The organism is Streptomyces sp. NPDC058685 (assembly GCF_042714725.1).
Lineage (GTDB): Bacteria > Actinomycetota > Actinomycetes > Streptomycetales > Streptomycetaceae > Streptomyces.
In genome coordinates, this window is sequence record NZ_JBHXSL010000012.1 from 130,690 (window position 1) to 153,857 (window position 23,168).

At 71.3% G+C, this 23,168-nt stretch carries 23 protein-coding genes; 12 read left to right on the forward strand and 11 right to left on the reverse strand.

From position 1 onward, the window contains the following. Positions 1–28 precede the first annotated feature (28 nt). The 3 genes from ACFWU3_RS14320 to ACFWU3_RS14330 all read right to left on the reverse strand — a co-directional run bounded on the left by ACFWU3_RS14320 (position 29) and on the right by ACFWU3_RS14330 (position 2,709). Entirely contained in the window at positions 29–112 is an 84-nt protein-coding gene (locus tag ACFWU3_RS14320) for a putative leader peptide (protein WP_351448512.1), read from the reverse strand. Between the two features lie 95 nt (positions 113–207). Further along, complete coding sequence (locus ACFWU3_RS14325) at positions 208–774, reverse strand: GNAT family N-acetyltransferase (protein WP_384436038.1); 567 nt, start codon at positions 772–774, stop codon at positions 208–210. A gap of 300 nt (positions 775–1,074) precedes the next feature. Continuing rightward, entirely contained in the window at positions 1,075–2,709 is a 1,635-nt protein-coding gene (locus ACFWU3_RS14330; RefSeq protein WP_384436041.1) for an acyl-CoA dehydrogenase family protein, read from the reverse strand. A 17-nt stretch (positions 2,710–2,726) separates the two neighbouring features. Between ACFWU3_RS14330 and ACFWU3_RS14335 the strand changes: the two genes are divergently transcribed. Beyond that, positions 2,727–3,881 (forward strand): YihY/virulence factor BrkB family protein, encoded by a 1,155-nt coding sequence (locus ACFWU3_RS14335; protein WP_356702298.1) that lies wholly within the window; start codon positions 2,727–2,729, stop codon positions 3,879–3,881. Positions 3,882–3,960: 79 nt separating this feature from the next. Next, a complete protein-coding gene (locus tag ACFWU3_RS14340) occupies positions 3,961–4,695 on the forward strand; it encodes a DUF6597 domain-containing transcriptional factor (RefSeq protein ID WP_384436045.1) in 735 nt (244 codons plus the stop codon). On the opposite strand, the gene ACFWU3_RS14345 is transcribed toward ACFWU3_RS14340, so the two are convergent. Continuing rightward, the gene (locus ACFWU3_RS14345; RefSeq protein ID WP_384436048.1) at positions 4,635–5,030 is read right to left on the reverse strand and encodes a VOC family protein; all 396 of its coding nucleotides are present in this window, start codon (positions 5,028–5,030) and stop codon (positions 4,635–4,637) included. The two genes, ACFWU3_RS14340 and ACFWU3_RS14345, sit on opposite strands and share 61 nt — an antisense overlap. A gap of 173 nt (positions 5,031–5,203) precedes the next feature. Between ACFWU3_RS14345 and ACFWU3_RS14350 the strand changes: the two genes are divergently transcribed. Beyond that, positions 5,204–6,472, forward strand: coding sequence for a GDSL-type esterase/lipase family protein (locus tag ACFWU3_RS14350; RefSeq protein WP_384436051.1), 1,269 nt, complete (start codon positions 5,204–5,206; stop codon positions 6,470–6,472). Positions 6,473–6,623: 151 nt separating this feature from the next. On the opposite strand, the gene ACFWU3_RS14355 is transcribed toward ACFWU3_RS14350, so the two are convergent. Together ACFWU3_RS14355 and ACFWU3_RS14360 are read right to left on the reverse strand one after the other, a co-directional pair. After that, positions 6,624–7,391, reverse strand: coding sequence for a CbtA family protein (locus ACFWU3_RS14355; RefSeq protein ID WP_384436054.1), 768 nt, complete (start codon positions 7,389–7,391; stop codon positions 6,624–6,626). 18 nt (positions 7,392–7,409) lie between these two features. Beyond that, the gene (locus ACFWU3_RS14360; RefSeq protein ID WP_384436057.1) at positions 7,410–7,625 is read right to left on the reverse strand and encodes a CbtB-domain containing protein; all 216 of its coding nucleotides are present in this window, start codon (positions 7,623–7,625) and stop codon (positions 7,410–7,412) included. Between the two features lie 263 nt (positions 7,626–7,888). On the opposite strand from ACFWU3_RS14360, the gene ACFWU3_RS14365 reads away from it, so the two are divergent. Continuing rightward, positions 7,889–8,473 (forward strand): histidine phosphatase family protein, encoded by a 585-nt coding sequence (locus ACFWU3_RS14365; RefSeq protein WP_384436060.1) that lies wholly within the window; start codon positions 7,889–7,891, stop codon positions 8,471–8,473. A gap of 111 nt (positions 8,474–8,584) precedes the next feature. Here ACFWU3_RS14365 and ACFWU3_RS14370 read toward each other — a convergent pair whose 3' ends face one another. The 3 genes from ACFWU3_RS14370 to ACFWU3_RS14380 form a co-directional block, all read right to left on the reverse strand. Beyond that, positions 8,585–9,385, reverse strand: coding sequence for a hypothetical protein (locus tag ACFWU3_RS14370; protein ID WP_384436063.1), 801 nt, complete (start codon positions 9,383–9,385; stop codon positions 8,585–8,587). Further along, positions 9,382–12,075: a SpoIIE family protein phosphatase gene (locus ACFWU3_RS14375; protein WP_384436066.1), complete on the reverse strand. Its 2,694-nt coding sequence runs from the start codon at positions 12,073–12,075 to the stop codon at positions 9,382–9,384. The genes ACFWU3_RS14370 and ACFWU3_RS14375 overlap by 4 nt, the downstream gene beginning before the upstream one ends. 126 nt (positions 12,076–12,201) lie before the next feature. Beyond that, complete coding sequence (locus tag ACFWU3_RS14380) at positions 12,202–13,833, reverse strand: FAD-dependent oxidoreductase (RefSeq protein ID WP_384436069.1); 1,632 nt, start codon at positions 13,831–13,833, stop codon at positions 12,202–12,204. 220 nt (positions 13,834–14,053) lie between these two features. On the opposite strand from ACFWU3_RS14380, the gene ACFWU3_RS14385 reads away from it, so the two are divergent. From ACFWU3_RS14385 to ACFWU3_RS14415, 7 genes are all read left to right on the forward strand, one after another. After that, the gene (locus ACFWU3_RS14385; protein ID WP_384436072.1) at positions 14,054–15,175 is read left to right on the forward strand and encodes a SchA/CurD-like domain-containing protein; all 1,122 of its coding nucleotides are present in this window, start codon (positions 14,054–14,056) and stop codon (positions 15,173–15,175) included. Positions 15,176–15,250: 75 nt separating this feature from the next. Next, entirely contained in the window at positions 15,251–15,688 is a 438-nt protein-coding gene (locus ACFWU3_RS14390) for a cupin domain-containing protein (RefSeq protein ID WP_313943431.1), read from the forward strand. Then, complete coding sequence (locus ACFWU3_RS14395; RefSeq protein ID WP_384436078.1) at positions 15,685–16,953, forward strand: beta-ketoacyl-[acyl-carrier-protein] synthase family protein; 1,269 nt, start codon at positions 15,685–15,687, stop codon at positions 16,951–16,953. The genes ACFWU3_RS14390 and ACFWU3_RS14395 overlap by 4 nt, the downstream gene beginning before the upstream one ends. Next, positions 16,950–18,209, forward strand: a complete 1,260-nt coding sequence (locus tag ACFWU3_RS14400; RefSeq protein WP_384436081.1) for a ketosynthase chain-length factor — start codon at positions 16,950–16,952, stop codon at positions 18,207–18,209. The genes ACFWU3_RS14395 and ACFWU3_RS14400 overlap by 4 nt, the downstream gene beginning before the upstream one ends. Positions 18,210–18,223: 14 nt before the next feature. After that, a complete protein-coding gene (locus tag ACFWU3_RS14405) occupies positions 18,224–18,481 on the forward strand; it encodes an acyl carrier protein (RefSeq protein ID WP_313943428.1) in 258 nt (85 codons plus the stop codon). 1 nt (position 18,482) lies between these two features. Beyond that, positions 18,483–18,962, forward strand: a complete 480-nt coding sequence (locus tag ACFWU3_RS14410) for an SRPBCC family protein (protein WP_384436084.1) — start codon at positions 18,483–18,485, stop codon at positions 18,960–18,962. A 22-nt stretch (positions 18,963–18,984) separates the two neighbouring features. Continuing rightward, on the forward strand, positions 18,985–19,326 hold the full coding sequence (locus ACFWU3_RS14415; RefSeq protein ID WP_384436087.1) for a TcmI family type II polyketide cyclase: 342 nt from the start codon (positions 18,985–18,987) through the stop codon (positions 19,324–19,326). A gap of 76 nt (positions 19,327–19,402) precedes the next feature. Here the strand turns inward: ACFWU3_RS14415 and ACFWU3_RS14420 are convergent, their stop codons facing one another. Both ACFWU3_RS14420 and ACFWU3_RS14425 read right to left on the reverse strand, forming a co-directional pair. After that, entirely contained in the window at positions 19,403–20,464 is a 1,062-nt protein-coding gene (locus tag ACFWU3_RS14420; protein WP_384436090.1) for a methyltransferase, read from the reverse strand. 78 nt (positions 20,465–20,542) lie between these two features. Further along, entirely contained in the window at positions 20,543–21,607 is a 1,065-nt protein-coding gene (locus ACFWU3_RS14425) for a nitrous oxide reductase family maturation protein NosD (protein WP_384436093.1), read from the reverse strand. Positions 21,608–21,954: 347 nt separating this feature from the next. On the opposite strand from ACFWU3_RS14425, the gene rsgA reads away from it, so the two are divergent. Then, a complete protein-coding gene (rsgA, locus tag ACFWU3_RS14430; protein ID WP_384436096.1) occupies positions 21,955–23,088 on the forward strand; it encodes a ribosome small subunit-dependent GTPase A in 1,134 nt (377 codons plus the stop codon). The last annotated feature ends 80 nt before the right edge of the window (positions 23,089–23,168 follow it).

The window sequence follows — 23,168 nt, forward strand, 5'->3', positions numbered from 1 at the left end:
GTGGGGAATGCTCGGCTGTGCTGGTCTGTCAGCAGACCGGACAGATGGCGCTGGACATGCGGCCGAGGTCGACGTGCCGCCGACTCACCAAGGCAATTCCAGCTCGAGACATGACGGAAGCGTGTCACGCGGATCCGACGGCAGTCCACCATTATCCACGATGTGGACAAGGATGTCCCGGACTGTGAGACGTGTGCTGCCGGTCACTCAGCCGTGGGCGCCGGGCCAGGGGCCGGGCGTGGCCGACTCCTGCTCCTCCTCCACGGTGGTGTCGAAGAGGGAGAAGCCGCGCCGCAGGTAGTTGTCCATGGCGTGCGGGCCGTCCTTGGAGCAGGTGTGCAGCCAGACGCGCTTCGTCGGCGCGATGCCGGGCCGGCGTTCCGCCAGGTCCCACGCCCTCGCCGTCGCGTACGACAGCAGATGGCCGCCGATGCCGCGCCCCCGGAACGCGGGGACGAGACCGAAGTAGACGATCTCCACCGAGCCGCCGTCCTGGGCCTCCAGCTCCGCGTAGCCGGCCGGTGTGCCCCGGTCGTACGCCACCCAGGTCTCGGTGCCCGGCCTGCCGAGCACCTCGTCCCACTGCGCGTACGTCATCGTGAGCCGGTCGGTCCACCGGATGTCGCCGCCGACGGCCGTGTACAGAAACCGGCTGAACTCGGGCGACGGCACCTCGGCGCGCACGATGCGCACGTCGTCCCCGGGGGCGGCCGCGGGCCGCAGATCGGAGGGGGAGGTCTGCTCCAGGTGCCAGGTGGTCACGGTGATGCTCATGAGCGCCAGGGAACCATGAGGGGGGCGGTCGGGCGCAAGGGGGGTCGGACGGTGGACCGGCGGGCCCGGGACTCGCGCCGGTCGCCGTCATCGCGCACGTGTGCCTGCGCGGACACGGCGGATGCGCCTGCGCGGGATACGCGGGACACAGCGGATACGCGGGACGCAGCGGACACAGCGGACACAGTGGACGCGGCGGACCCGGCGGACGCGGCGGACACAGCGGATGCAGCGGTGCACGGCCCCGGGGTGGTGCCGTCCGTCTCCGCACCACCCCGGGGCCGTGTCAGCCGCGCCGTCTCACACCCCGGGCCGCGCCCGTTCGACGACCGATGCCAGGTCGAGCGTGTGCGGCAGGGTGCCGAAGGCCGTACCCCAGTCACCGCCGAGCCGTGAGGCGCAGAACGCGTCCGACACCTCCGGCGGTGCCCACCGCACCAGCAGCGAACCCTGGAGCACCAGCGCGATCCGCTCCGCCAGCCGGCGCCCCCGTGCCTCGATGCCGTCCAGGTCCGCCAGCTCCGTCAGCAGGTCCTTGATCGCCGCGTCCAGCCGGTGGTCCGCCCCGCGCGCCCGGCCCACCTCCTGGAGGAAGGCGTTCAGAGCCTGCGGCTCCCTCTGGAGCGCGCGCAGAAGGTCCAGCGCCTGGACATTGCCCGAACCCTCCCAGATCGAGTTGAGCGGCGACTCGCGCAGCAGCCGGGGCATGCCCGACTCCTCGACATAGCCGTTGCCGCCCAGGCACTCCAGCGACTCGGCGACCGTCGGCGTGCACCGCTTGGTCACCCAGTACTTGGCGGCGGGCACGGCGAGGCGCAGGAAAGCCCGCTCCTCCTCCGTGTCGGCGTCGTACGCGGCGGCCAGCCGCAGCCCGAGCGCCGTGGCCGCCTCCGACTCCAGCGCCAGGTCCGCCAGGACGTTGCGCATCAACGGCTTGTCGATCAGCGGACCGCCGAAGGTGCTGCGGTACACGGAGTGGTGCACGGCCTGCGCCACCGACTGCCGCATCAGCGCCGCCGACCCCAGTACACAGTCGAGCCGCGTCGCCGCCACCATCTCGATGATCGTGCGCACGCCGCGCCCCTCGTCACCGACCCGGCGCGCCCACGTCCCGTCGAACTCCACCTCGCTCGACGCGTTCGACCGGTTGCCCAGCTTGTCCTTGAGCCGCTGGATCCGGAACACGTTGCGGGTGCCGTCGTCGAGGATCCGCGGCACGAGGAAACACGTCAGTCCCTCGGCGGCCTGGGCGAGGACCAGAAAGCCGTCGGACATCGGGGCGGAGCAGAACCACTTGTGACCGGTGAGCAGATACTCGCCGTCCCCGCCGACCGGCTCGGCCCGGGTCGTGTTCGCCCGGACGTCGCTGCCGCCCTGCTTCTCGGTCATCCCCATCCCGAACAGCACACCCGGCTTGTCGGCCGCGGGCCGCAGGTCCTCCTGGTAGATCTGCGACGTCAGCTTCGGCTCCCACTCGGCGGCCAGCGCCGGATCCGTCCGCAGCGCGGGCACGGCCGCGTGCGTCATGGACAGGGGACAGCCGTGTCCGGGCTCGGCCTGCGTCCACACCAGGAAACCGGCCGCGCGCCGGACGTGTCCGGCGGGCCTGCCCCAGGCGTTCGTCAGACCCGAGGTGACGCCGTGGCCGAGCAGCCGGTGCCAGGAGGGATGGAAGTCGACCTCGTCGATCCGGTTGCCGTACCGGTCGTGCGTCCGCAGCTTCGGCGGGTTCTCGTTCGCCTGCGTCCCCCACTCCTGCGCCTGGGCGGATCCGGCGCTGCGGCCGAGTTCCGAGAGCTCCTCTCGTGCCTCGTCGAGAAGGCCCGGTGCGACATGCCGCTCCACGGCTTCGGTGAGGGCCCGGTCGGACGTGTAGACGTCGTACCCCACCAGGGGTGGAGCCTGGTTGGTCACTGTGTGGGTGGTAGCTGCCATGCCGATACGGTAAGGAGGTGCAGGCAGCAAATGAAACACCCGAGCGGCCACCGGGACGGCTCCACCGGGCCCGGGTCCTCTACCGCAACGTCTCGAAGCGGAAGATGGCGTGGCTGCTCCTGAAAGACACGGTCAACTCGTGCATCGAGTACCGCATTCTGGGCCTCGCGGCCGAGGCCGCGTTCTTCACGCTGCTGTCCCTGCCGCCGCTGATGCTGGGCCTGATCGGTCTGCTCGGCTACATAGACGACTGGACGGACACCACCACCGTCGCCTCCATCGAGGAGAACATCCTCACCGCGGTGGGCACCGTGCTGTCCGACCGGGGCGTCAACCAGATCGCCAAGCCGCTGCTGGAGGACGTCACCCACGGCGGCCGGCCGGACATCATCTCCATCGGTTTCGCGATCGCCCTGTGGTCGGGGTCGCGCGCGGTCAACGTCTTCATCGACACCATCACCGTGATGTACGGCCTCGACGGCCAGCGGGGCATCGTCGCCACCCGCCTGCTCGCGTTCCTGCTCTACATCATCGCCCTGCTGATCGGGGCGGTGGTCCTGCCCCTGGCGGTCGTCGGCCCCGACCGGGTGGTGGAGCTGATGCCATGGGGCACGGAAGTGGTGGCGGTTCTGTACTGGCCGGTGGTCATCCTGCTGTCCATCGCCTTCCTGACCACGCTGTACCACGTGTCCGTACCCGTGCGCTCCCCGTGGATCGAGGACGTCCCCGGCGCCCTGGTGGCGCTCGCGATGTGGGTGCTCGGCAGCTTCCTGCTGCGGATCTACCTCACCAGCACGGTCGAGGGCCCGACGATCTACGGCTCGCTCGCGGCGCCCATCGCCGTCCTGCTCTGGATCGGTCTGACCGCCTTCGCGGTGCTCGTCGGCGCCGCCGTCAATGCCGCGATCGACCGTGTCTGGCCGTCGGTCGCGACGGCGGCGGCCCGCGCCGCCAACGAGCGCATGCGCGCCGCCCAGGCGGCGGAGATCCTGGCCCGCGCGAAGGCGGCGCACATGTACGACGACCCGGACGACGACGAGGCGGACGGCGACGACGCGCCCATGCCCTCGGAGTTCCCGGAGCGCTGGTCGCGCTTCCTGCCCCCGGACGACGTACGCTCCCGGCTGCACTCCGGCAGGGAGCACCACAAGCAGGCGCCGCCGGGGGAGTGACGGCGGGCTCCTGAGGCCGTTGGTCCGCGCTGTCCCCGGACGCGCGACGGCGCCTGCGCGACGCACTAGCCTCGGTGGCATGTACGTGGAACGCCCGTCGCGCCTGGAGGGCGCCGTCGTGTGGACCCGCACCCCGGCCGAGCGCCCGGGTCCCGCCCACCCCGTACTGCCCGACGGCTGTATGGACCTCATGGTGGTCGACGGCCGGCTCCTCGTCGCCGGTCCCGACTCCCGTGCCCAGATCCCGGACACCCGGCTCATCACGGCCATGGGTGTCCGGTTCGCCCCCGGCACCGCGCCCGCGCTCCTCGGCGTACCGGCGCACGAACTGCGCGACCGGCGCGTCGACATCGCCGATCTGTGGGGTGCGGCCGAGGGCCGCCGGCTCACCGAACGCATTCTGACGGCCGCCGACCCCGTCGGGGAGCTGGAGACCGTGGCGATCGCCCGCGCCGCGGACGCCGACCGTCCCGACCCGGTGCTGGGCGAGGTCGTCCGCCGCCTCGACGAGGGCGGCACCGTCGCCGGCGCCGCCTCCGCGGCCGGCCTCGGCGCCCGCCAGCTGCACCGCCGCTCCCTGCTCGCCTTCGGATACGGGCCCAAGACCCTGGCCCGGGTGCTGCGGCTCCAGCGCGCGCTGACGCTGGTGCGGGCCGGAGTGCCGTACGCCGACGCCGCACTGACCGCGGGCTGCGCCGACCAGGCGCACCTCGCCCGGGAGATGCGGGACCTCGGCGGTACGACCCTCAGCGCTTACGCGGAGTCCGCGAAGAACGAGATCCCGCAGCCGTCGGGGTCCAGCACCACGGCGTAGCGCTGCCCCCACACCGCGTCCCAGGGCTTGAGGTGCCCCTGGTACCCGGCGGCGGTGAGGTCCGCGTACACGGCGTCCACCTCGGCCGGGCCGTCGCAGCGGAAGGCGAGGCCGATGCGTTCGCCGCCACCCGTGGGGCGGGTCCACTCGGGGTCGAAGGAGCGGATGGTCTCCTCGGTGTCCCACAGCACGCGCAACCCGTTGGGCAGCGTCGCCTCGGCGTGCGGGGCGTTGTCGGCGTCGGCCGGGATGTCCAGGCCGATGCGGCGGTAGAAGGCGAGAGATGCGGCCATGTCGGAGGCGACGATGCCGATCGCGTCGAGTCGTGGAGTCATGCGGCCAATCTAGGCAGGGTGCGCGCGGCGGGTCTTGAACGAATCGGACCTCCGCGGCCGGCCGAGCCGTCCCGCTCCGTACGGGTGACTTCCCGCTCCGGCAGGACTGACGGTCCCGCGCCGACTCCAACATCACTGAGTGAGAGGGGGAACCACTGCGGAAGGACTCGCCGATGACCACATGCCCCGCCCCTGCCACGACCGGATCCGCGCCGTCCACCACCGGGCCCGGCACCACTGGGCAGGCCCTCGCCCAGGCCGGGTCCGGGACGGTGCGCGGACGCCGGTACCGGATCGCAGCGGCGCTGTGCGCCCTCGCGGTACTGCCGGCCACGGCCGCGTTCGGCACTCCGGCCGCCGTGGCGGCCGAGGTGAGGCCCGACGCCCTGGTGACCATGGGCGACAGCTTCCTTTCCGGCGAGGGCGCCCGCTGGCAGGGGAACGCCGAAGGGCTCAAGAACTTCGGCGGTATCCCGCAGGCCCTGCGGGATGCGACCGACCGCGTGAAGACCGCGGGCATCGGTCTGGAGAAGATCTACAGCCCCGGCTGCCACCGCGCGGACGCCGCCGTCATCGGTGCGGGCGCCCCGAAGCGCTTCAACATCGCCTGTTCCGGGGCGGCGACGACGCATCTGTCGCGGAACTTCCGCGCGGAGGAGTCCCAGCTGGCCCGGCTGAGGACGCTGGCCACCGAGAACAACGTCACCGTGGTCGTCGTCTCGGTCGGCGGGAACGACGTCCGCCTGACGGACACGATGACGGTGTGCGCCGACGCCTGGAAGAACGACCGCTACTGCTCGACCGACCCCGCGGTCACCGGCCCGGCCGCCGAGCGGGTGCGCACCGTGGGCGCCAAGGTGGCCCAGGCCGTCGAGGCGGTCCGGGCAGCGGTCAAGGACACCGGGTCCACCCCGCGCGTCCTCGTGCAGTCCTATCCGATGCCGCTGGCCTCGGGGAAGGCGGCCACGACCGCCGCGCACGACGAGAACGGCTGGGACCGCTGGAGCGTGTACGGCTGTCCCTTCTACAACCGTGACCTGCGCTGGATCGCGACCGGCCTGGGCGCAGCCCTCAACCGGGAGATCAAGAAGGCGGCCGTGCGGACCGGTGCCGACCACGTCGACCTCGGCCGGCTGCTCGAAGGCCACCAGGTCTGCGGCAAGCAGCCTCTCCAGACCGCGTTCGCCGCGGACGGCGCCGTCGTCTCACCGCCCGCCGCCAAGGCCGAATGGGCCCGCTACGTGCCGCGGACGAGGACCGAACTCCCCGCTGACGAGGCACAGGAGCTCCTGCACCCCAACCACTACGGTCAGCAGGCGCTCGGCCGCTGCCTGACGCTCGTCGTCGCCCGGCTCGCGACCGCCGAGCCGAGGACGGACGCGCAGTGCCGTGGAGCCGCGGGAGAGGCTCCGGAGAAGGTCGGCGTGACGTTCAGGCGCTGAACTCCGAGGGACGAAGCCCCCGATGGGTGAGGTGATGCCCCGGCCCGCCCCGCTCGTGAGGTGATGCCCCGGCCCTTCTGCGAGGGGCCGGGGCGGCCGAAGCACAGGAGCCCGCCGGTCTCCCGGCGGGCTCCTGGATACTGACGGTGAATCAGTTGGCTGCCACGGCAGGAGAGGCCGAGGCGCTTCCCTCCGCCGCCGGCACGGTCCTCGGCGTCAGAAGCCGCTCGGCCAGGAAGCCGAAGACCAGACCGAAGACGGTCCACAGCGTGGCCTGGATGGCCAGCGTCGCCAGCCGGAACTCCCAGACCACCGTGGCCGGGAAGCCCTTCGGTACCTCGTTGAACGACGGCAGGAACGCGTACGCGAGACCGACGGCGACCACGAAGGCGCCGCCCGCGGCGATCGTCGCGTTCCAGTTGCCCAGGCGCGGAGCCAGCCGCTTGCCGAGGATCACCGCGGCCACCGACAGCAGCACGCTGAGCAGGACCATCAGGAAGTACAGCGAGGTCCGTTGGCCGATCGTGTCGGGGTCACCGACGGCCGGCGGGTTCGGCGGGTACTTCAGATACGGCACGACGTACACGCTCAGCAGCGCGCCGAGCGCGAGCAGCGCGGCCGTGGCGCGCGGACCGAACCGTCCGATGCGGCCGAGCGCGACACAGTAGGCGAGGGCGGCGATACCGCCGACCGCGACACCGAAGACGAGCACACCGGTGGCGAGACCCGCGGTCGACTGCATGGCCCTGGTGACCAGTTCCTCGCCGCCGTGCTCGTGGGAGTGGCTCTCCTCGAACGCGATGGCGGAGTCGACGGGACCCTCACCCAGGAAGTACGCGACGGCCATGGCGACCGCGCCCGCGACCAGTCCGGCGAGCATGCCGCGGACGAGCAGGGCTCTCACAGATATGGAGTTCATGATCGTTCCCCCGGGATCTCAGTGGCAGGGGAAGCCGAGCAGGTGGCGTCCGTCGTGGACCCACTCGTGAACGTTCTCACCGGCGATGAGGGAGGTGGCGCCCTGCTCGGCGCCGACGAAGTACAGCAGAACCAGCATCAGAATGCCGAAGAAGACCGCCCAGGGAGCAATCGCCTTGAGCGAGATGGGAGTGATGGCCGGCGCGGTGGTGGTGGGCGCAACGGACTGAGCCATGGCAGAACCTCCTGGGGGAACACGCGTCCCGATCGTGGTGCCTGAGACGAAGGTGCTGGGTCTGACTTCCCGCAGAGGTACGGGTTCACAGTGGCGCGACCGTGCCGGATTCTCACCGGACTTCCGTCACACCGTCGTCATGTCCACGCGACCGTACCGCTTGCGGGCCCGCGCCGCTACGGCGCGTGGGGGCGCGGCAGAACACCGGAACACCCGTGATGTGCTTGCGCCGTGGGCACTGCGGCGGGAAGGACGGGCAACCGATGACAGTACGGGTGATGTTGGTCTCACCTGCGACGACGGCCGCCGTACGGGAGGCGCGCTTCGGGGCGGACGAGCCGCTGGACGAGCTCGGGGCACGCGCGGCGCGGGCCGCCGCGGGTGATCTGCCCCGGGTCGAACGGCCGTTGTGCGGACCGTCGTTGCGCTGCCGCGCGACGGCCGAGGCGCTGGGGCTTCGGGCCGAGCCCGTGGACCGGCTCGCCGACTGGGACATGGGCCGCTGGCGAGGACGGCGGCTGGACGAGGTGAGCGCGGGCGAACCCGAGGCCGTGGCCGCCTGGCTGTCCGACCCGTCGGCCGTCCCGCACGGCGGCGAGTCCCTGACGGCTCTCTGCGCACGGGCGGGCGACTGGCTGAGTTCCCTGCCCGACGACGCGGGTCGGGTGCTGGCGGTCGTGGAGCCCGCCTTCGCGCGGGCGGTGACCGTCCATGCGCTGGGCCTTCCCACCGAGGTGTTCTGGCGGCTCGACGTGGCACCGCTGACCCTCACCGAACTGAGCGGCCGGGCCGCCCGGTGGAATCTGCGCTGCGGCCGGCCGCTCGCGGGGGAGCGGGACCGTCCCTGACCGACGTGATCCGTCCGGCCGCCGCCATGCGGGCAGTTGCGCGCGGTCGGCCGGCAGGGGCCGACCGCACCACCGGCGTCCCTCGCCTCGGCCCCCTGTCCGCGTCCCCGGTCATCCGTGTCCCGGCGCGAGCACCGGGCTCTGCGGAAACGCGGCGACCGCGAGCCGTACATCCTCCTCGCACCCGTCCGCACCGCACTCGCAGGCGAAGGCGAGGACCGTCGTCCGCGGATCTCCCGGTGCCCACGGCCGGGCGAAGAAGGCCAGGTACTGGGAGACGACAGCCCGGTTCGCATACCGCAGCAGCTCACCGCGCCCGGCCGCCGTCCGTTCCACCGGGCCCTCGGCCAGTGCCGCCGCGAGGTGTTTCCCGACCTCGGCAAGCGTGTCCTCGACGCTGTCGCTGCCGTCCACCACGACCGTCGCACCCACGTACGCCTCCACCTCCTCGGCGATCTCGCGGACCAGGAACCGGTAGAGCTCCTTCTGGCCCCGCTCCAGACCGCGTTCGGCCAACCGGGCCTCCTGCACCGCCGGCGTGGGCAGCAGCCACACCGCGGCGGCGGCGCCGGTGACCGAGGGCGTGACCGGGGTGCCCTCGGCGACGGTCAGCGGGGCGGGCGGCAGCGCCCGGAGATCATCGAGGATCATGGGCCCGCGTTCGCGGTGCAGGGACATCGCGAGCATCTCCGCCACCGGCGCCGTCCACCGCTCCCCACGCGACAGTGCCTCCCACCTCACCGCCGCCGGGTGGCCCGCCGCGAGCGCGCGGTCCCGGTGCTCCCAGGTGTGCGCGTCGGCGTTGTACCAGCGCAGACCGTGCCGACGGGCGAGCAGCCTGGCCACGGTCGTCTTGCCGGCGCCGGGCGGGCCGCCGATCCACAGCACCCCGGCGCCCTCACCACCCGTCACAGGTCCTCGGACGGCAACGGCTGCTCCGTCCAGATCACCTTGCCGTCCGGTGTGTACCGGGTGCCCCAGCGGTCGGCGAACTGGGCCACCAGGAACAGCCCGCGGCCCCCCTCGTCGGTGGTCGCGGCCTGGCGCAGATGTGGCGAGGTGCTGCTGTGGTCGGAGACCTCGCAGATCAGGCTGCGGTCCAGGATCAGCCGGACATGGATCGGCCCGATGGCGTAGCGGATGGCGTTGGTGACGAGCTCGCTGAGGATCAGCTCCGTCGTGAACGCCTCCTCCTCCAGACCCCACTCCGTCAGCGTGCGTGCCACGGCCCCCCGGACCTCGCCCACCGCCGACGGATCCTGCCGGACCTCCCAGTCCGCCACCTTCGCCGGGTCGAGCACCCGGGTACGCCCCACCAGCAGAGCGATGTCGTCCCGCGGGCGCTCCGGGAGCAGGGCCTGGAGCACCGCCTCGCACGTCTCGTCGGGACTGCGGTCGGGATGCCCCGCGACGGTACGGCGCAGCAGGGCCAGACTGTCGTCGATGTCCCGCTCGCGATCCTCGACCAGACCGTCCGTGTACAGCACCAGACTGCTGTTCTCCGGCAACTGGAGCTCCAGCGTCTCGAACGGCAGTCCGCCGAGACCGAGCGGTGGACCACCGGGGACCTCCGCGAAGTCCGCGGTGCCGTTCGCGTGGAGCACCACCGGCTGGACGTGCCCGGCCCGCGCCATCGTGCACGTACCGGTGGACGGGTCGTAGATCGCGTAGAGGCAGGTCGCGCCGGTGACGCTCGCCTTGCCGGTATCACTGCCGTCGGCGACCTCCTCCTGGTCGATCCGGGCGACCAGTTCGTCCAGATGCCACAGCAGCTCGTCGGGCGGCAGATCCAGCGTGGAGAAGTTGTGCACCGCCGTCCGCAGACGGCCCATGGTGGCCGCGGCGTGCAGCCCGTGCCCCACGACGTCGCCGACGACGAGCGCCACCCGGGCACCCGGCAGCGGGATGATGTCGAACCAGTCGCCGCCCACTCCGCCGAGCCCGCCGAGGCCCGCCTGGGCGGGGCGGTAGCGGAAGGCGACGTCCAGGGCGTTCTGCTCCGGCAGCCCGCGGGGGAGCAGACTGCGCTGGAGCGTCACCGCCATCGTGTGCTCGCGCGTGTACCGGCGGGCGTTGTCCACGCTCACCGCGGCCCTGGCGACCAGTTCCTCGGCGAGGGAGAGGTCCTCCTCCTCGAAGGCCTCCGGCCGCTGGGAGCGCCAGAACATCGCCACCCCCAGGATCACCCCGCGCGCTCGCAGAGGCACCGCGATCATGGAATGAAATCCGGAGTCGACCAGCTTCTGCGCCCGGACGGGCGACTGCTGCTGCCAGCCTCTGAGGGCGGCGAGATCCGGCTCCAGGACGGCTTCGCCCTTGCCGATGCCCGCGCCCATCGGAGTGGTCGGCAGAAAGCGGATGGCCGTGCCCAGCGGATAGAGCGCCGAGTCCTGCCGCAGCCCGTGGAACGCCACGCGGTGCATCTCCGCGCCGCCGCCGCTCGGCGTCGGCTCCTCGCCGCGCAGCACGGCGGACATCAGGTCGACCGTGGCGTAGTCGGCGAAGCGGCCGACGGAGAACTCCGTCAGCTCCTCGCAGGTGCGCACCACGTCCAGCGTGGTGCCGATCTCCGTGCCGGCGTCGTAGAGCAGCTTCAGCCGCGCCTGGGCCACGTCCGCCCGGCCGCTGAGTGCCTGGAGCTCGGTGGTGTCGCGGACCGTCGCCACACTGCCGGGCGGTCCGCCGTCCGCGTCGGTCGAGCGCTGGTTCACTGCGAGCAGCCGGTCGCCGACCATATGCACCTCGTCGCTGGCGATGCGCCCCGAGGTCAGCAGCTCGGCGGTACGGGGGTCCAGACCCAGCTCGGCGACCGGCCGGCCCTCCACGTCCGCCGGAAGACTCAGCAGTCTCCGCGCCTCGTCGTTGGCGAGCAGCAGCCGCCCCTCGCCGTCGACGATGAGCACGCCTTCCCGTACGGCGTGCAGAACGGCGTCGTGGTGCTCGTACATCCGGGTCATCTCGGTGGGCCCGAGGCCGTGCGTCTGCCGTCGCAGCCGTCTGCTGACCAGTGCCGTGCCGCCGGTGGTCAGCAGCAGCACGACGCCCGCGGCGCCCAGCAGCAGCGGGAACTGGTCCTCCACGACACCGCTGACATGGTCGATCGTGATGCCCGCCGACACCATGCCGATGACCGCCCCGTCGGCGCCCCGCACCGGCACCACGGCCTGGACGAGCGGCCCGATGGTCCCGGTGATCTTCTCGGTGACCACCTTGCCGGCCCGTGCCGGAGCCAGGTTGCCGACGAACTGCTTGCCGATCCGGTCGGGGAGCGGATGGGTGTAGCGGATGCCCTGGGTGTTGAGGACGACGATGAAGTCGACGCCGGAACGTTTTCGCGCCTCCTCGGCGCGCGGCTGGAGAATCGCGGTGGGGTCCGGGCTCTCCAGCGCGGCCTCGATGCCGGGCGAGTGCGCGAACGTCTCGGCCACCGCCACCGAACGGTTGCGGGCCTCGCGCTCACTGTCCGACCGGGACTGCAGAACGAGCGCGCCCATGCCTGCGGCGACGAGCAACACCACGATCGCCACCTGCAGGAGAAAGACCTGACCTGCGAGGGTTCTCATCCTGAGAACCGAGCGCCGGCGGCCGTAGCGTGCGGCCATGTCCTATTTCTACACCTCCCGCATACGGTGGGCTATCCGCGCACCGTAGAGCGCAACGGCCGCACGCGCGACGCGTTTGCCCAGATGCGTCGCGCGTGCCGGACCTGCTGTACGCCCGGGAAGTACTCAGCCCAGGCTCAGAACCTCCGTGAGCACCTTCCGCAGCGTCGCCTCGGGATCGGCCGCCGCACCCGGCGAACGCCAGGCCACGAAGCCGTCGGGGCGGACGAGCACCGCGCCCTCGGGGGTGGTGCCGTGCCTCTCGGCCCAGTCCTCCCCGTCCTCCGGGGCGAGATCGGCGGCGGGCCCGCTGCCGATCGCGTAGGCCTCCAGAGGTACGGACAGTCCCGCGGCGGCCTTGCGGGCGCCGTCGCGCCACGGTGAGTTCTCGGCGCACAGCAGCACGAGCGACTGCTCGTACAGGTCCACCGTCGACACCCGGCCGTTCTGTCCGGTGACCCAGATGTGCGGGGCCCGGGTGCCGGGGTCCCCCGAGAGCTGCATGCGCTCGGGCACCACGGCCAGCGAGGGGTCGACGCCGACGACCGCGCCCGAGCGGTAGCCGTAGCCCATCGCCACCATCAGCACACCGCCCTGCCGGCCGCCGCCCGAGGTGGGCGAGGGTGCGTAGCCGGGGTGGCTGTGCTCCGCCGAGCGGGCCGAGGCACGCTCGCTGGTGACCCGGGCGACCGGCAGCCGCTCCCTGCCGTAGGTGTCGAGCAGCCCCGGTCCGGCCCAGCCCTTCAGCACCGCCGCCAGCTTCCAGGCGATGTTGTGGGCGTCCTGGATACCGGTGTTCGAGCCGAACGCGCCGGTCGGGGACATCTCGTGGGCGGAGTCGCCGGCGAGGAAGACACGGCCGTCCGAGTAGCGTTCCGCGACTCGTTCGGCCGCGTGCCACGGCGCCTTGCCGGTGATCTCGACATCCAGGTCCTCGGCCCCGACCGCGCGGCGGATGTGGTCGGCGCACCGCTCGTCGGTGAAGTCGTCGAGGGTCTCACCGTCCTCGGGGTGCCACGGCGCGTGGAAGACCCAGCGGTCGACGTTGTTCACGGGCAGCAGGGCGCCGTCCGCCCCGGGCCTGGTCAGGTAGCAGACGATGAAGCGCCGGTCCCCGACGACGTCCGCGAGCTGCCGGGAGTTGAAGGTGACGCTGACGTTGTGGAACAGCTCGCCGTTGCCGGTCTGGCCGATGCCCAGCTGTTCCCGGACGGGACTGCGCGGCCCGTCGGCGGCGACGAGGTAGTCGGCGCGCACGGTCCTGTGCTCGCCGGTCGTACGGTCCTTGACGATCGCGCTGACACCGTTGGCGTCCTGCTCGAACGAGAGCATCTCGTTCGAGTACAGCATCTGCGCCCCGAGCCGTCGCGAATGCTCGGAGAGCACCGGCTCGATGTCGTTCTGGCTGCACAGGCACCAGCCGGCGGGACTGATCCGCGCCAGCCGGCCGCCCGGGTCGATCTCCTTGAACAGCCAGGCGGAGTCATTGCCCGTCAGGGACCCGCCCTGAAGGATTCCGTGGTTGTCGGCGAGGACGGCCGCCGCCTCGCGGATGTCCTGTTCCACTCCGCAGACGCGGAACAGCTCCATCGTGCGGACGTTCATTCCTCGGCCGCGGGGATGTGTGGATGTGCCCGAGTGCTTCTCGACGAGCAGATGCCCGATGCCATGACGGCTCAGGAACATCGAGGTGGCCAGGCCCACCAGGGACCCGCCGACGATCAGTACCGGCACGCGGTGATCGGCGTTCTCTTCCATGGGAACTAGATGCCCGGCGGGACAGGGGTTCCCTCGCCCATTCACCCGCATGGTGCTCAGCTCTCGCGCCGGACGCGGGCCCGGACCACGATCGGTTGCGGGAGCGCCCCCGGGCCATGTGGGGCGATCGTTGCGGATCCGCAGGGCTCGACCGTGCGGATTCCACCGACAACTGACGACGGGCCATGTCTGGCACGGTCGCGAAGGAGTGTGAACAAGGATGACAACCTTGTCGGAACGGATATCGCAGTCCGCCTTCGACGGCTCCAGGCTTCGGGTGATTTTGCTGCTGGACCTCCACGACGGGGCGCAGAAGCAGTTCCTCGAGGCGTACGAGCACATGCGGAACCAGGTCGCCTCCGTACCGGGGCACATCAACGACCAGCTCTGCCAGTCGATCGAGAACCCGTCGCAGTGGCTCATCACGAGCGAGTGGGAGAGCGCACCGCCCTTCCTCGCGTGGGTCAACAGCGAGGAGCACGTGGAGACGGTCCAGCCGCTCCACAGCTGCGTACGGGACACGCGTTCGCTGCGCTTCAGCGTGCTGCGGGAGACCGGAGCGCCGTTCACCGAGTCCTTCGCACCCAGCAAGGGCGGCCTCCAGGCGGCTCCTCGCGTCGGCGACGGAGTGGTCCGGCACGCGCTGACCTTCACGGTCAAGCCGGGCACCGAGGAGAAGGTCGCCAAGATCCTTGCCGGCTACACCTCGCCGTCGGCTCGCGTCGACGACAACACCCGGCTGCGCCGCACCTCGCTCTTCATGCACGGCAACCGTGTCGTCAGGGCGATCGAGGTGCAGGGCGACCTGATGGCCGCACTGCGGCATGTGGCACGGCAGCCCGAGGTGCGGGCCGTCGAGGACGCCATCAACCCGTACCTGGAGCAGGACCGGGATCTCGACGACTCCAACTCCGCGCGGCTCTTCTTCACCCGTGCCGCACTGCCCGCCGTGCACCATGTCGCGGGCGACGGAATGGACACCGACGAGCTCAACCGGCACGCGCTGTTCTACCAGGCCAAGGAGGGCTGCGGGATGGCCCTGGCCCGGATGCTCGCCAAGCAGGACGAGGCGGCGGCCGACAGCCCCGGGAACCCGATCGCCGGCAGCACGGTCTTCCAGCGCGACGACATCGTTGTCCGCCTGGTGGACGTCGTGGGGCCGCTGGACGGGCACCCCGCACTGGCACTCGGCGTCGCGGGTGACCGCAAGGCCGCCTGCCTCGCCAAGCTCCTCGCCGACGGCGAGGAGGGCGTGCCGACCACCGACGCGGAGATCTCGCGCTTCCTCGCGCGCTCCGACATGCAGCTCATCACCGACCGGAGCGCGCCGCCCGAGTCCTGACGGCGCACTGACCCCGCGCCCGGCGAAGCGGCCAGCGGGCCGAACCACCGGGACCCTGCATCTGGAGGAAGCAGCATGACCACGCACAGCCCACGCATCGTGGACCTCAGCGAGACCCAGCCCAACACCCGGCGAGGCGGTGACCTGCGCGCCGTGCTCACGCCGACGGCCGTGGGCGCGACGAGCGGGTTCATGGGCCTGGCGATCGTGCCGCCCGGTGAGTCCATCGCCGAGCACTACCACCCGTACTCGGAGGAGTTCGTGTACGTGGTGAAGGGGCTCCTGGAGGTGGACCTGGACGGCGAGACGCACTCCATGAGTCCCGACCAGGGCCTCATGATCCCGCTGAACGTGCGGCACCGGTTCCGCAACGTCGGCAACGAGGAGGCCCGTATGGTCTTCCACCTCGGCCCGCTCGCGCCGCGCCCCGAACTCGGGCACGTCGACACCGAGCATGTCGAGGAGGCTGCCGAGCAGGGCAGGCCGCCGGAACGGACTGGGGCCGTTTCGTGAACCGGCGGGTGGCGGTCACCGGGGTCGGCATCGTCGCCCCCGGCGGTGTCGGCGCCCCGGCGTTCTGGGACCTGCTCGCGAGCGGACGCACGGCAACGAGGGGCATCACGCTCTTCAACCCCGAGGGCTTCCGCTCGCGTATCGCCGCCGAGGTCGACTTCGACCCCGCGCGGCACGGTCTCGAAGCCGAGCTGGTGGCGCGCTCGGACCGGTACATCCAGTTCGCGCTGGTGGCCGCCCGGGAAGCCGTACAGGACTCCGGTCTCGACCCCGAGAACGAGGACCCCTGGCGGATCGGGGTGTCGCTCGGCACCGCGGTCGGCGGCACCACGCGCCTCGAGCACGACTACGTCGCCGTCAGCGGTTCGGGCGCGCGCTGGGACGTGGACCACCGCCCGGCGGGGCCATATCTCGAGCGCGCGTTCTCGCCGAGCACCCTCGCATCGGCGGTCGCCGAACAGATCGGTGCCCACGGTCCGGTGCAGACCGTCTCGACGGGCTGCACCTCCGGACTCGACGCGATCGGCTACGCGTTCCACGCGATCGAGGACGGGCGGATGGACGTGTGCATAGCCGGCGCGTCGGACTCGCCCATATCCCCGATCACCGTGGCGTGCTTCGACGCGATCAAGGCGACGTCGGCGAACAACGACGACCCGGAGCACGCCTCCCGGCCGTTCGACGCCGACCGTGACGGGTTCGTCATGGGCGAGGGCGGAGCGGTACTCGTCCTCGAGGAGCTGGAGCACGCCCGCGCCCGTGGCGCGACCGTGTACTGCGAGATCGGTGGCTACGCGACCTTCGGCAACGCGTACCACATGACCGGACTGACGCCCGAGGGCCTGGAGATGGCGCGCGCCATCGACACCGCCCTCGGCCACGCCCGGATCAACAGCTCCGCCATCGACTACGTCAACGCGCACGGGTCGGGAACCAAGCAGAACGACCGCCACGAGACCGCGGCGGTGAAACGTTCCCTCGGCGACCACGCCTACAAGACGCCCATGAGCTCCATCAAATCCATGGTGGGTCACTCGCTGGGCGCCATCGGCGCCATCGAACTCGTCGCGTGCGTCCTGGCGATGGACCGGCAGGTGGTCCCGCCGACGGCCAACTACCAGACCCCCGACCCCGAGTGCGACCTGGACTACGTGCCGCGCACCGCCCGCCCCCGGAAGCTGCGCAGCGTGCTCTCCGTCGGCAGTGGGTTCGGAGGGTTCCAGTCGGCGGTCGTCATGACCCGACCCAGTGGGAGGTCAGGATGAGCACCCGCAACGACCGGCGCACGGTTGTCACCGGGATCGGTGTCATCGCCCCCAACGGGGTCGGTACCGATGTCTTCTGGAAGGCGACGCAGGAGGGCATCAGCGTCCTCGACCGGGTCACCCGGGAGGGGTGCGGCGATCTGCCCCTCCGCGTCGCCGGCGAAGTGCGCGGACTGGACCCGGCCACCATGGTCGAGGGGCGTTACCTCGTCCAGACCGACCGGTTCACGCACTTCGCGATGGCGGCCGCCGATCTCGCCCTCGAGGACGCGCGGCTCGGCCGCGCCGACTACGAGGACGAGCCCTACGACGTCGGTGTCGTCACCGCCGCCGGTTCGGGCGGCGGCGAGTTCGGCCAGCGGGAGCTCCAGAGGCTGTGGGGCCAGGGCTCCCGCTACGTCGGGCCGTACCAGTCCATCGCCTGGTTCTACGCGGCGAGCACCGGCCAGATATCCATCCGCGGGGGCTTCAAGGGCCCCTGCGGTGTGGTGGCCAGTGACGAGGCGGGCGGCCTCGACGCCTTCGCGCATGCCGCGGGCGCTGTCGCCCGCGGCACGAACGCGGTGGTCGTCGGCTCCGCCGAGGCCCCGCTCGCGCCCTACTCGGTCGTCTGCCAGCTCGGCTACCAGGATCTGAGCACCTGCGACGACCCGGCCCGGGCCTACCGGCCCTTCACCTCGGACGCCTGTGGCTTCGTCCCCGCCGAGGGCGGGGCGATGCTCGTCGTCGAGGAGGAGTCGGCGGCGCTGCGCCGCGGTGTCCAGCCGCGCGCGTACGTGGCCGGGCACGGGGCCACCTTCACCGGTCCTTCCCGGTGGAAGGAGTCCCGGGAAGGACTGGCCATGTCGATCCGTGGCGCACTCGAGCAGGCCGGCTGCGCCCCGGAGGAGATCGATGTGGTCTTCGCCGACGCGCTCGGTGTGCCCGAGGCCGACCGTGCCGAGGCCCTGGCGATCGCCGACGCCCTGGGCGCACACGGCCGCCGGGTCCCGGTGACCGCGCCCAAGACCGGCATCGGCCGGGCGTACTGCGGCGGGCCCGTGCTCGACGTGGCCACGGCGGTACTCGCGATGGAGCACGGCGTCGTGCCGCCCACCCCGGGTGTCTTCGACGTCTGCCACGACATCGACGTCGTGACGGGCAAGGCCCGCAAGGCGCCGCTGCGTACGGCCCTCGTCCTGAGCCGCGGGCTGATGGGCTCGAACGCGGCCCTGGTGGTGCGCGGTGCGGCCGATCGCCCTCGTGACAACTCGTGACAAGGAGAACTGCCATGTCAGACGTACTGACCATCGAAGAGCTCGCCGCCCTGATGAAGAAGGGCGCCGGACTCACCGTGGATCCCGCCGACCTCGCCGGCCGGAGCGAAACCCGCTTCGACGAGTTCGGCCTCGACTCGCTCGGTCTGCTCGGCATCGTCGGCGAGCTGGAGAACCGGCACGGCCGTCCCCTCCCGCCCGACGCCGACCGGTGCAAGACCCCGCGGGAGTTCCTCGACCTCGTCAACACCACCCTCATGAGCGGAGCCTGAAGTGTCCGGACACACCGAGAACGAGATCGTCGTCGCAGCGCCGCTGGATCTCGTCTGGGACATGACCAACGACCTGGAGAACTGGCCGCAGCTGTTCAGCGAGTACGCCTCCGTCGACGTCATCGAGCGCCAGGGCGACACCACGACGTTCCGGCTGACCATGCACCCGGACGAGAACGGGACGGTCTGGAGCTGGGTCTCCGAGCGCACCCCGAACCGTCAGGCACGCACGGTGAAGGCCCGCCGCGTCGAGACCGGCCCCTTCGAGCACATGAACATCCACTGGGAGTACTCCGAGGTCGCCGGCGGCACCCGGATGCTCTGGCGCCAGGACTTCGCCATGAAGCCCGACGCGCCCGTTGACGACGAGTGGATGACCGACAACATCAACCGCAACTCGAAGGTCCAGATGGCGCTCATCAAGGACAAGATCGAGCAGCGCGACCGGGAGAGCCGCGGCGCCGCGGTTCCCTCCAACTGACCCGGAAGGAAGGGCACAGCGGATGACCTCCCCGCACAGAGCGCTGATCGTGGCGCGTATGGCGCCCGAGTCGGCCACCGACATCGCCGAGCTGTTCGCGAAGTCCGACGGCGGCGAACTGCCGCACCTCGTCGGAGTCACCCGGCGCAGTCTGTTCCAGTTCGGCGATGTGTATCTGCATCTGATCGAGTCGGACCGCCCCCCGGGCCCGGCGATCGCGCAGGTGACCGAGCACCCGGAGTTCAAGGACATCAGCGACCGGCTGACGGCGTTCGTCAGCCCCTACGACCCGCAGACCTGGCGGAGTCCCAAGGACGCGATGGCCCGTCAGTTCTACCGGTGGGAACGCGACAGCACCGCGTGAGACCGCGACGACGCCCCGGCTCCTCCTGATCGGAGGACCCGGGGCGTCGGCGTGCAGCGGGGGTGGTGGGACCGACTCACCCCGGCACGACGGACTCGAACGCGTGGAGGTAGGCGTTGACCGGACGGACCTCACCGACCACCAGGCCCGCCTGCGTCATCCGGTCCGTCATCGACTTCTGGGTGTGCTTCGCGCCGCCCACGTTCAGCAGCAGAAGCAGGTCCATGGCGGTCGTGAACTTCATCGACGGGGTGTCGTCGACCAGGTTCTCGATCACGACGACCCGCGCTCCGGGCCGGGCCGCCTCGACGACGTTCCGCAGGGCGCTGCGGGTGCTCTCGTCGTCCCACTCCAGGATGTTCTTGATGACGTACAGGTCGACGTCGACCGGCATCTCGCGACGGCAGTCGCCGGCCACGATGGTGACCCGGCCCGCGAGGTGACCGCCGTCCCGCAGCCGCGGGTCCGCCTTCGCCACGACGCCCGGCAGGTCGAGCAGGGTGCCCTTCACCGTCGGGTGCTTCTCCAGCAGGCTGGCCAGCACATGGCCCTGACCGCCGCCGATGTCGGCGACCGTCCTGACGCCCTTGAGGTCGAGCAGATCGGCGACGTCCTGCGCCGACTGCACGCTGGAGGTGGTCATCGCGCGGTTGAACACGTGCGCCGACTCACGGGCGTCGTCGTGGAGGTACTCGAAGAACCCCTTGCCGTACAGGTCCTGGAAGACGCTCTCGCCGGAGCGCACGGCCTGGTCCAGCCGCGGCCAGGCGTCCCAGGTCCACGGCTCGGTGCACCACAGGGAGATGTAGCGCAGGCTGTTCGGGTCGTCCTCGCGCAGCATGCGGGACATGGGGGTGTGGGCGAACGTGCCGTCCTCGGTCTCCACGAAGATCCCGTAGCAGGACAGCGCACGCAGCAGCCGGCGCAGCGGCTGCGGCTCGGTGGTCACCTTGACGGCGAGCGCCTCGGCGGTGGTGGGCGTCTCGTCGAGAGCGTCCGCCACGCCGAGCCGGGCCGCCGCGCGGACGGCCGCGGACACTGCCGCGCCGAAGACGAGCTCGCGCAGGCGCATGGCCGGGGGAGGGGCGGCGACGTCGTCCACGACGGGCCGGACAGGTCGGGGGCTTACGGTGGTCATGCGGCCTCGAATCGTCTGAGGGTCCACGCTCCGGCGGACCCGGTGAAACGGGGGTTGGGGCTGATCGCGGTCACGGGCTCAGCACATCCCCGCGGGTACGGACGTCGTACAGCGGTTGCCGCTGAACTTGTTGGTCGCGCCGCCGGCGGCATTGGCGAGGTCGGCCTTGCCGTTGCCCGTCACCCGGTTGTTCTCGATGACGTTGTCGGTGTTGGCCGCTCCCACGAAGCTCTGGAACAGGACGATGCCGCCGGACAGGGGCGAGGTGCCCACGTTGTCGGTCACCTTGTTGTTGCGGACGACGGTGGCCTCGGAGCCGGTGAGCACGATGCCGGAGCCCTGGAGGAAGGGCAGCCGGGCCGTGGCCGGACAGTGCTTGTTGTTCTTGCTGACGACGTTGCGTGCGATCGTCATCGCGCCGGCCGCCGGCTTCGACTCGTCACCCACGACGAAGACGCCGGCGCAGTTGGCGGTGATCTCGTTGCGGAGTACGGAGAGGTTCCGGACCCGCCGCACGGTGATGCCGATGCGGTTGTCCGACAGCCGGTTGCCGGCGATCACCGCACCGCCGATGTCGGTGGCGCCGCCCTCGCTGTCGATGGTGTTCGCCAGGAAGATCCCGGCGTCACCGTTGGAGCGGGCGGTGTTCTCGCGGAACACGCCCCGGGTGGAGCGCTCCTGGGCGAGACCCCAGGTGCCGTTCTTCTCCGCGGTCACCTTCCGGACCGAGAGCCTGTCGGTGCGGGTGGCCCACAGACCGTTCTTCGCGAAGCCGCTCAGCGTCAGAGAGCGGACGGTGACATCCTTGACGGGCTTGCTGTCCGTGCCCCGTACGCAGATGCCGCTGCCGATCTGCGCACAGGCGTTGGCGGCCCGCGCACCGGCCGCGGCGGGCCGGATGACGGTGGCCGGGCCGGCGCCCCGCAGGGTCAGACCGGATGTGGTGACAAGGACGCTCTCGCGATAGGTGCCGGGTGCGACGAAAATCGTGTCGCCCGGCTTCGCCGCGTCCACTGCTGCCTGGATGGATTCGCCCGGATGGACCGCGCGCATGGTCGCTCCGGACGAGGGGGCGGCGGCGCCCAGTCCCGAGACCATGACGACTGCGGTGCATGCGAGGCACCTGATCTGTCGTTTCGTCATGAGCCGAAGCTATGGGTGATCATTCGGGCCCGCCACACGGAGTGAGCGGATGGATACACCCCGTGCGGCGACCGGGTGTTTTCCGCCCCGCGCCGGTACGGCCGGGAAAAACCCGTGGCGCCGGAACGGCGGTCCGGGCTAACGTGACGGCGTTCCCGCGGTGGCCCGCTGTCGCCGCGTCAGGTCGAGCAGGATCCGGGAGGTGTGAACGATGGCTGTCATCGCGCTGGGCGCTGCCCTCACTCAGATGTTCATCCACTCCACCCCCGTGGTCTCCGGCTGACCTCACCTCATCTTCTCCGCGCCTGTGTGCGCGTGCCGGGGCCACCCATGTGAAGGGTCACCCCTTGTCTTTCTCTCCGTCCCGCTCTTCTCTTCCGTCGTCGTCTTCGCCGGTCGCGTCGTCCTCGCATCCGCTGTCCGCCTACGGCTGGGACGAGGGCTGGGAGGCCGAGTTCGCTCCGTACGCCGAGCAGGGTCTGCTGCCCGGCCGCGTCGTACGGGTCGACCGCGGCCAGTGCGACGTCGTCACGGCCGACGGCCCGGTCCGGGCCGACACGGCGTTCGTCACCCCGCACGATCCGCTGAGGGTCGTCTGCACCGGTGACTGGGCGGCCGTCGACCCGGACGGCGATCCCCGGTTCGTCCGGACGTATCTGCCGCGCCGGACCGCCTTCGTACGCTCCACCTCGTCCAACCGCTCCGAGGGGCAGATCCTCGCCGCCAACGTCGACCACGCCGTCATCGCGGTCTCGCTCGCCGTCGAGCTGGACCTCGGCCGGATCGAGCGCTTCCTGGCGCTCGCGTGGGAGAGCGGGGCCCAGCCGATCGTGGTGCTCACCAAGGCGGACCTGGTGCCGGACGCGACCGGGCTGTCGTATCTCGTCCAGGACGTCGAGACGACCGCGCCCGGCGTGCAGGTACTGACCGTCAGTTCGCTGACCGGCGACGGCATGGACGTGTTCGGCGCCGTCGTCTCCGGTGGTACGAGCGTGCTGCTCGGAGTCTCCGGCGCGGGCAAGTCCACCCTCGCCAACGCGCTCCTCGGCGAGGACGTGATGGACGTGCAGGCCACCCGCGACATCGACGGCAAGGGCCGGCACACCACCACGACCCGCAACCTGCTCGTCCTGCCCGGTGGCGGTGTCCTCATCGACACCCCGGGGCTGCGCGGTGTCGGGCTCTGGGACGCGGAGGCCGGCGTCGGTCAGGTCTTCGCGGAGATCGAGGAGTTCGCGCAGCAGTGCCGCTTCCACGACTGCGCCCACGAGGCGGAGCCGGGCTGCGCGGTGCTCGCGGCCGTCGAGGACGGCTCACTGCCCGAACGCCGTCTCGACAGCTACCGCAAGCTGCTCCGGGAGAACCGCCGCATCGTCGCCAAGACCGATGCCCGGCTCCGCTCGGAGATCCTGAAGGACTGGAAGCGCAAGGGCGCGGAAGGGCGTGCGGCGATGCAGGCGAAGCGCGGACGTCTGCGCTGACGTCGGCAGGGGCCTCGACGGGCCTCGACAGGTCTCGACGGTCCCCGACAGGCCGGGTGCGGCGCGCGGTCTCCGCGCTG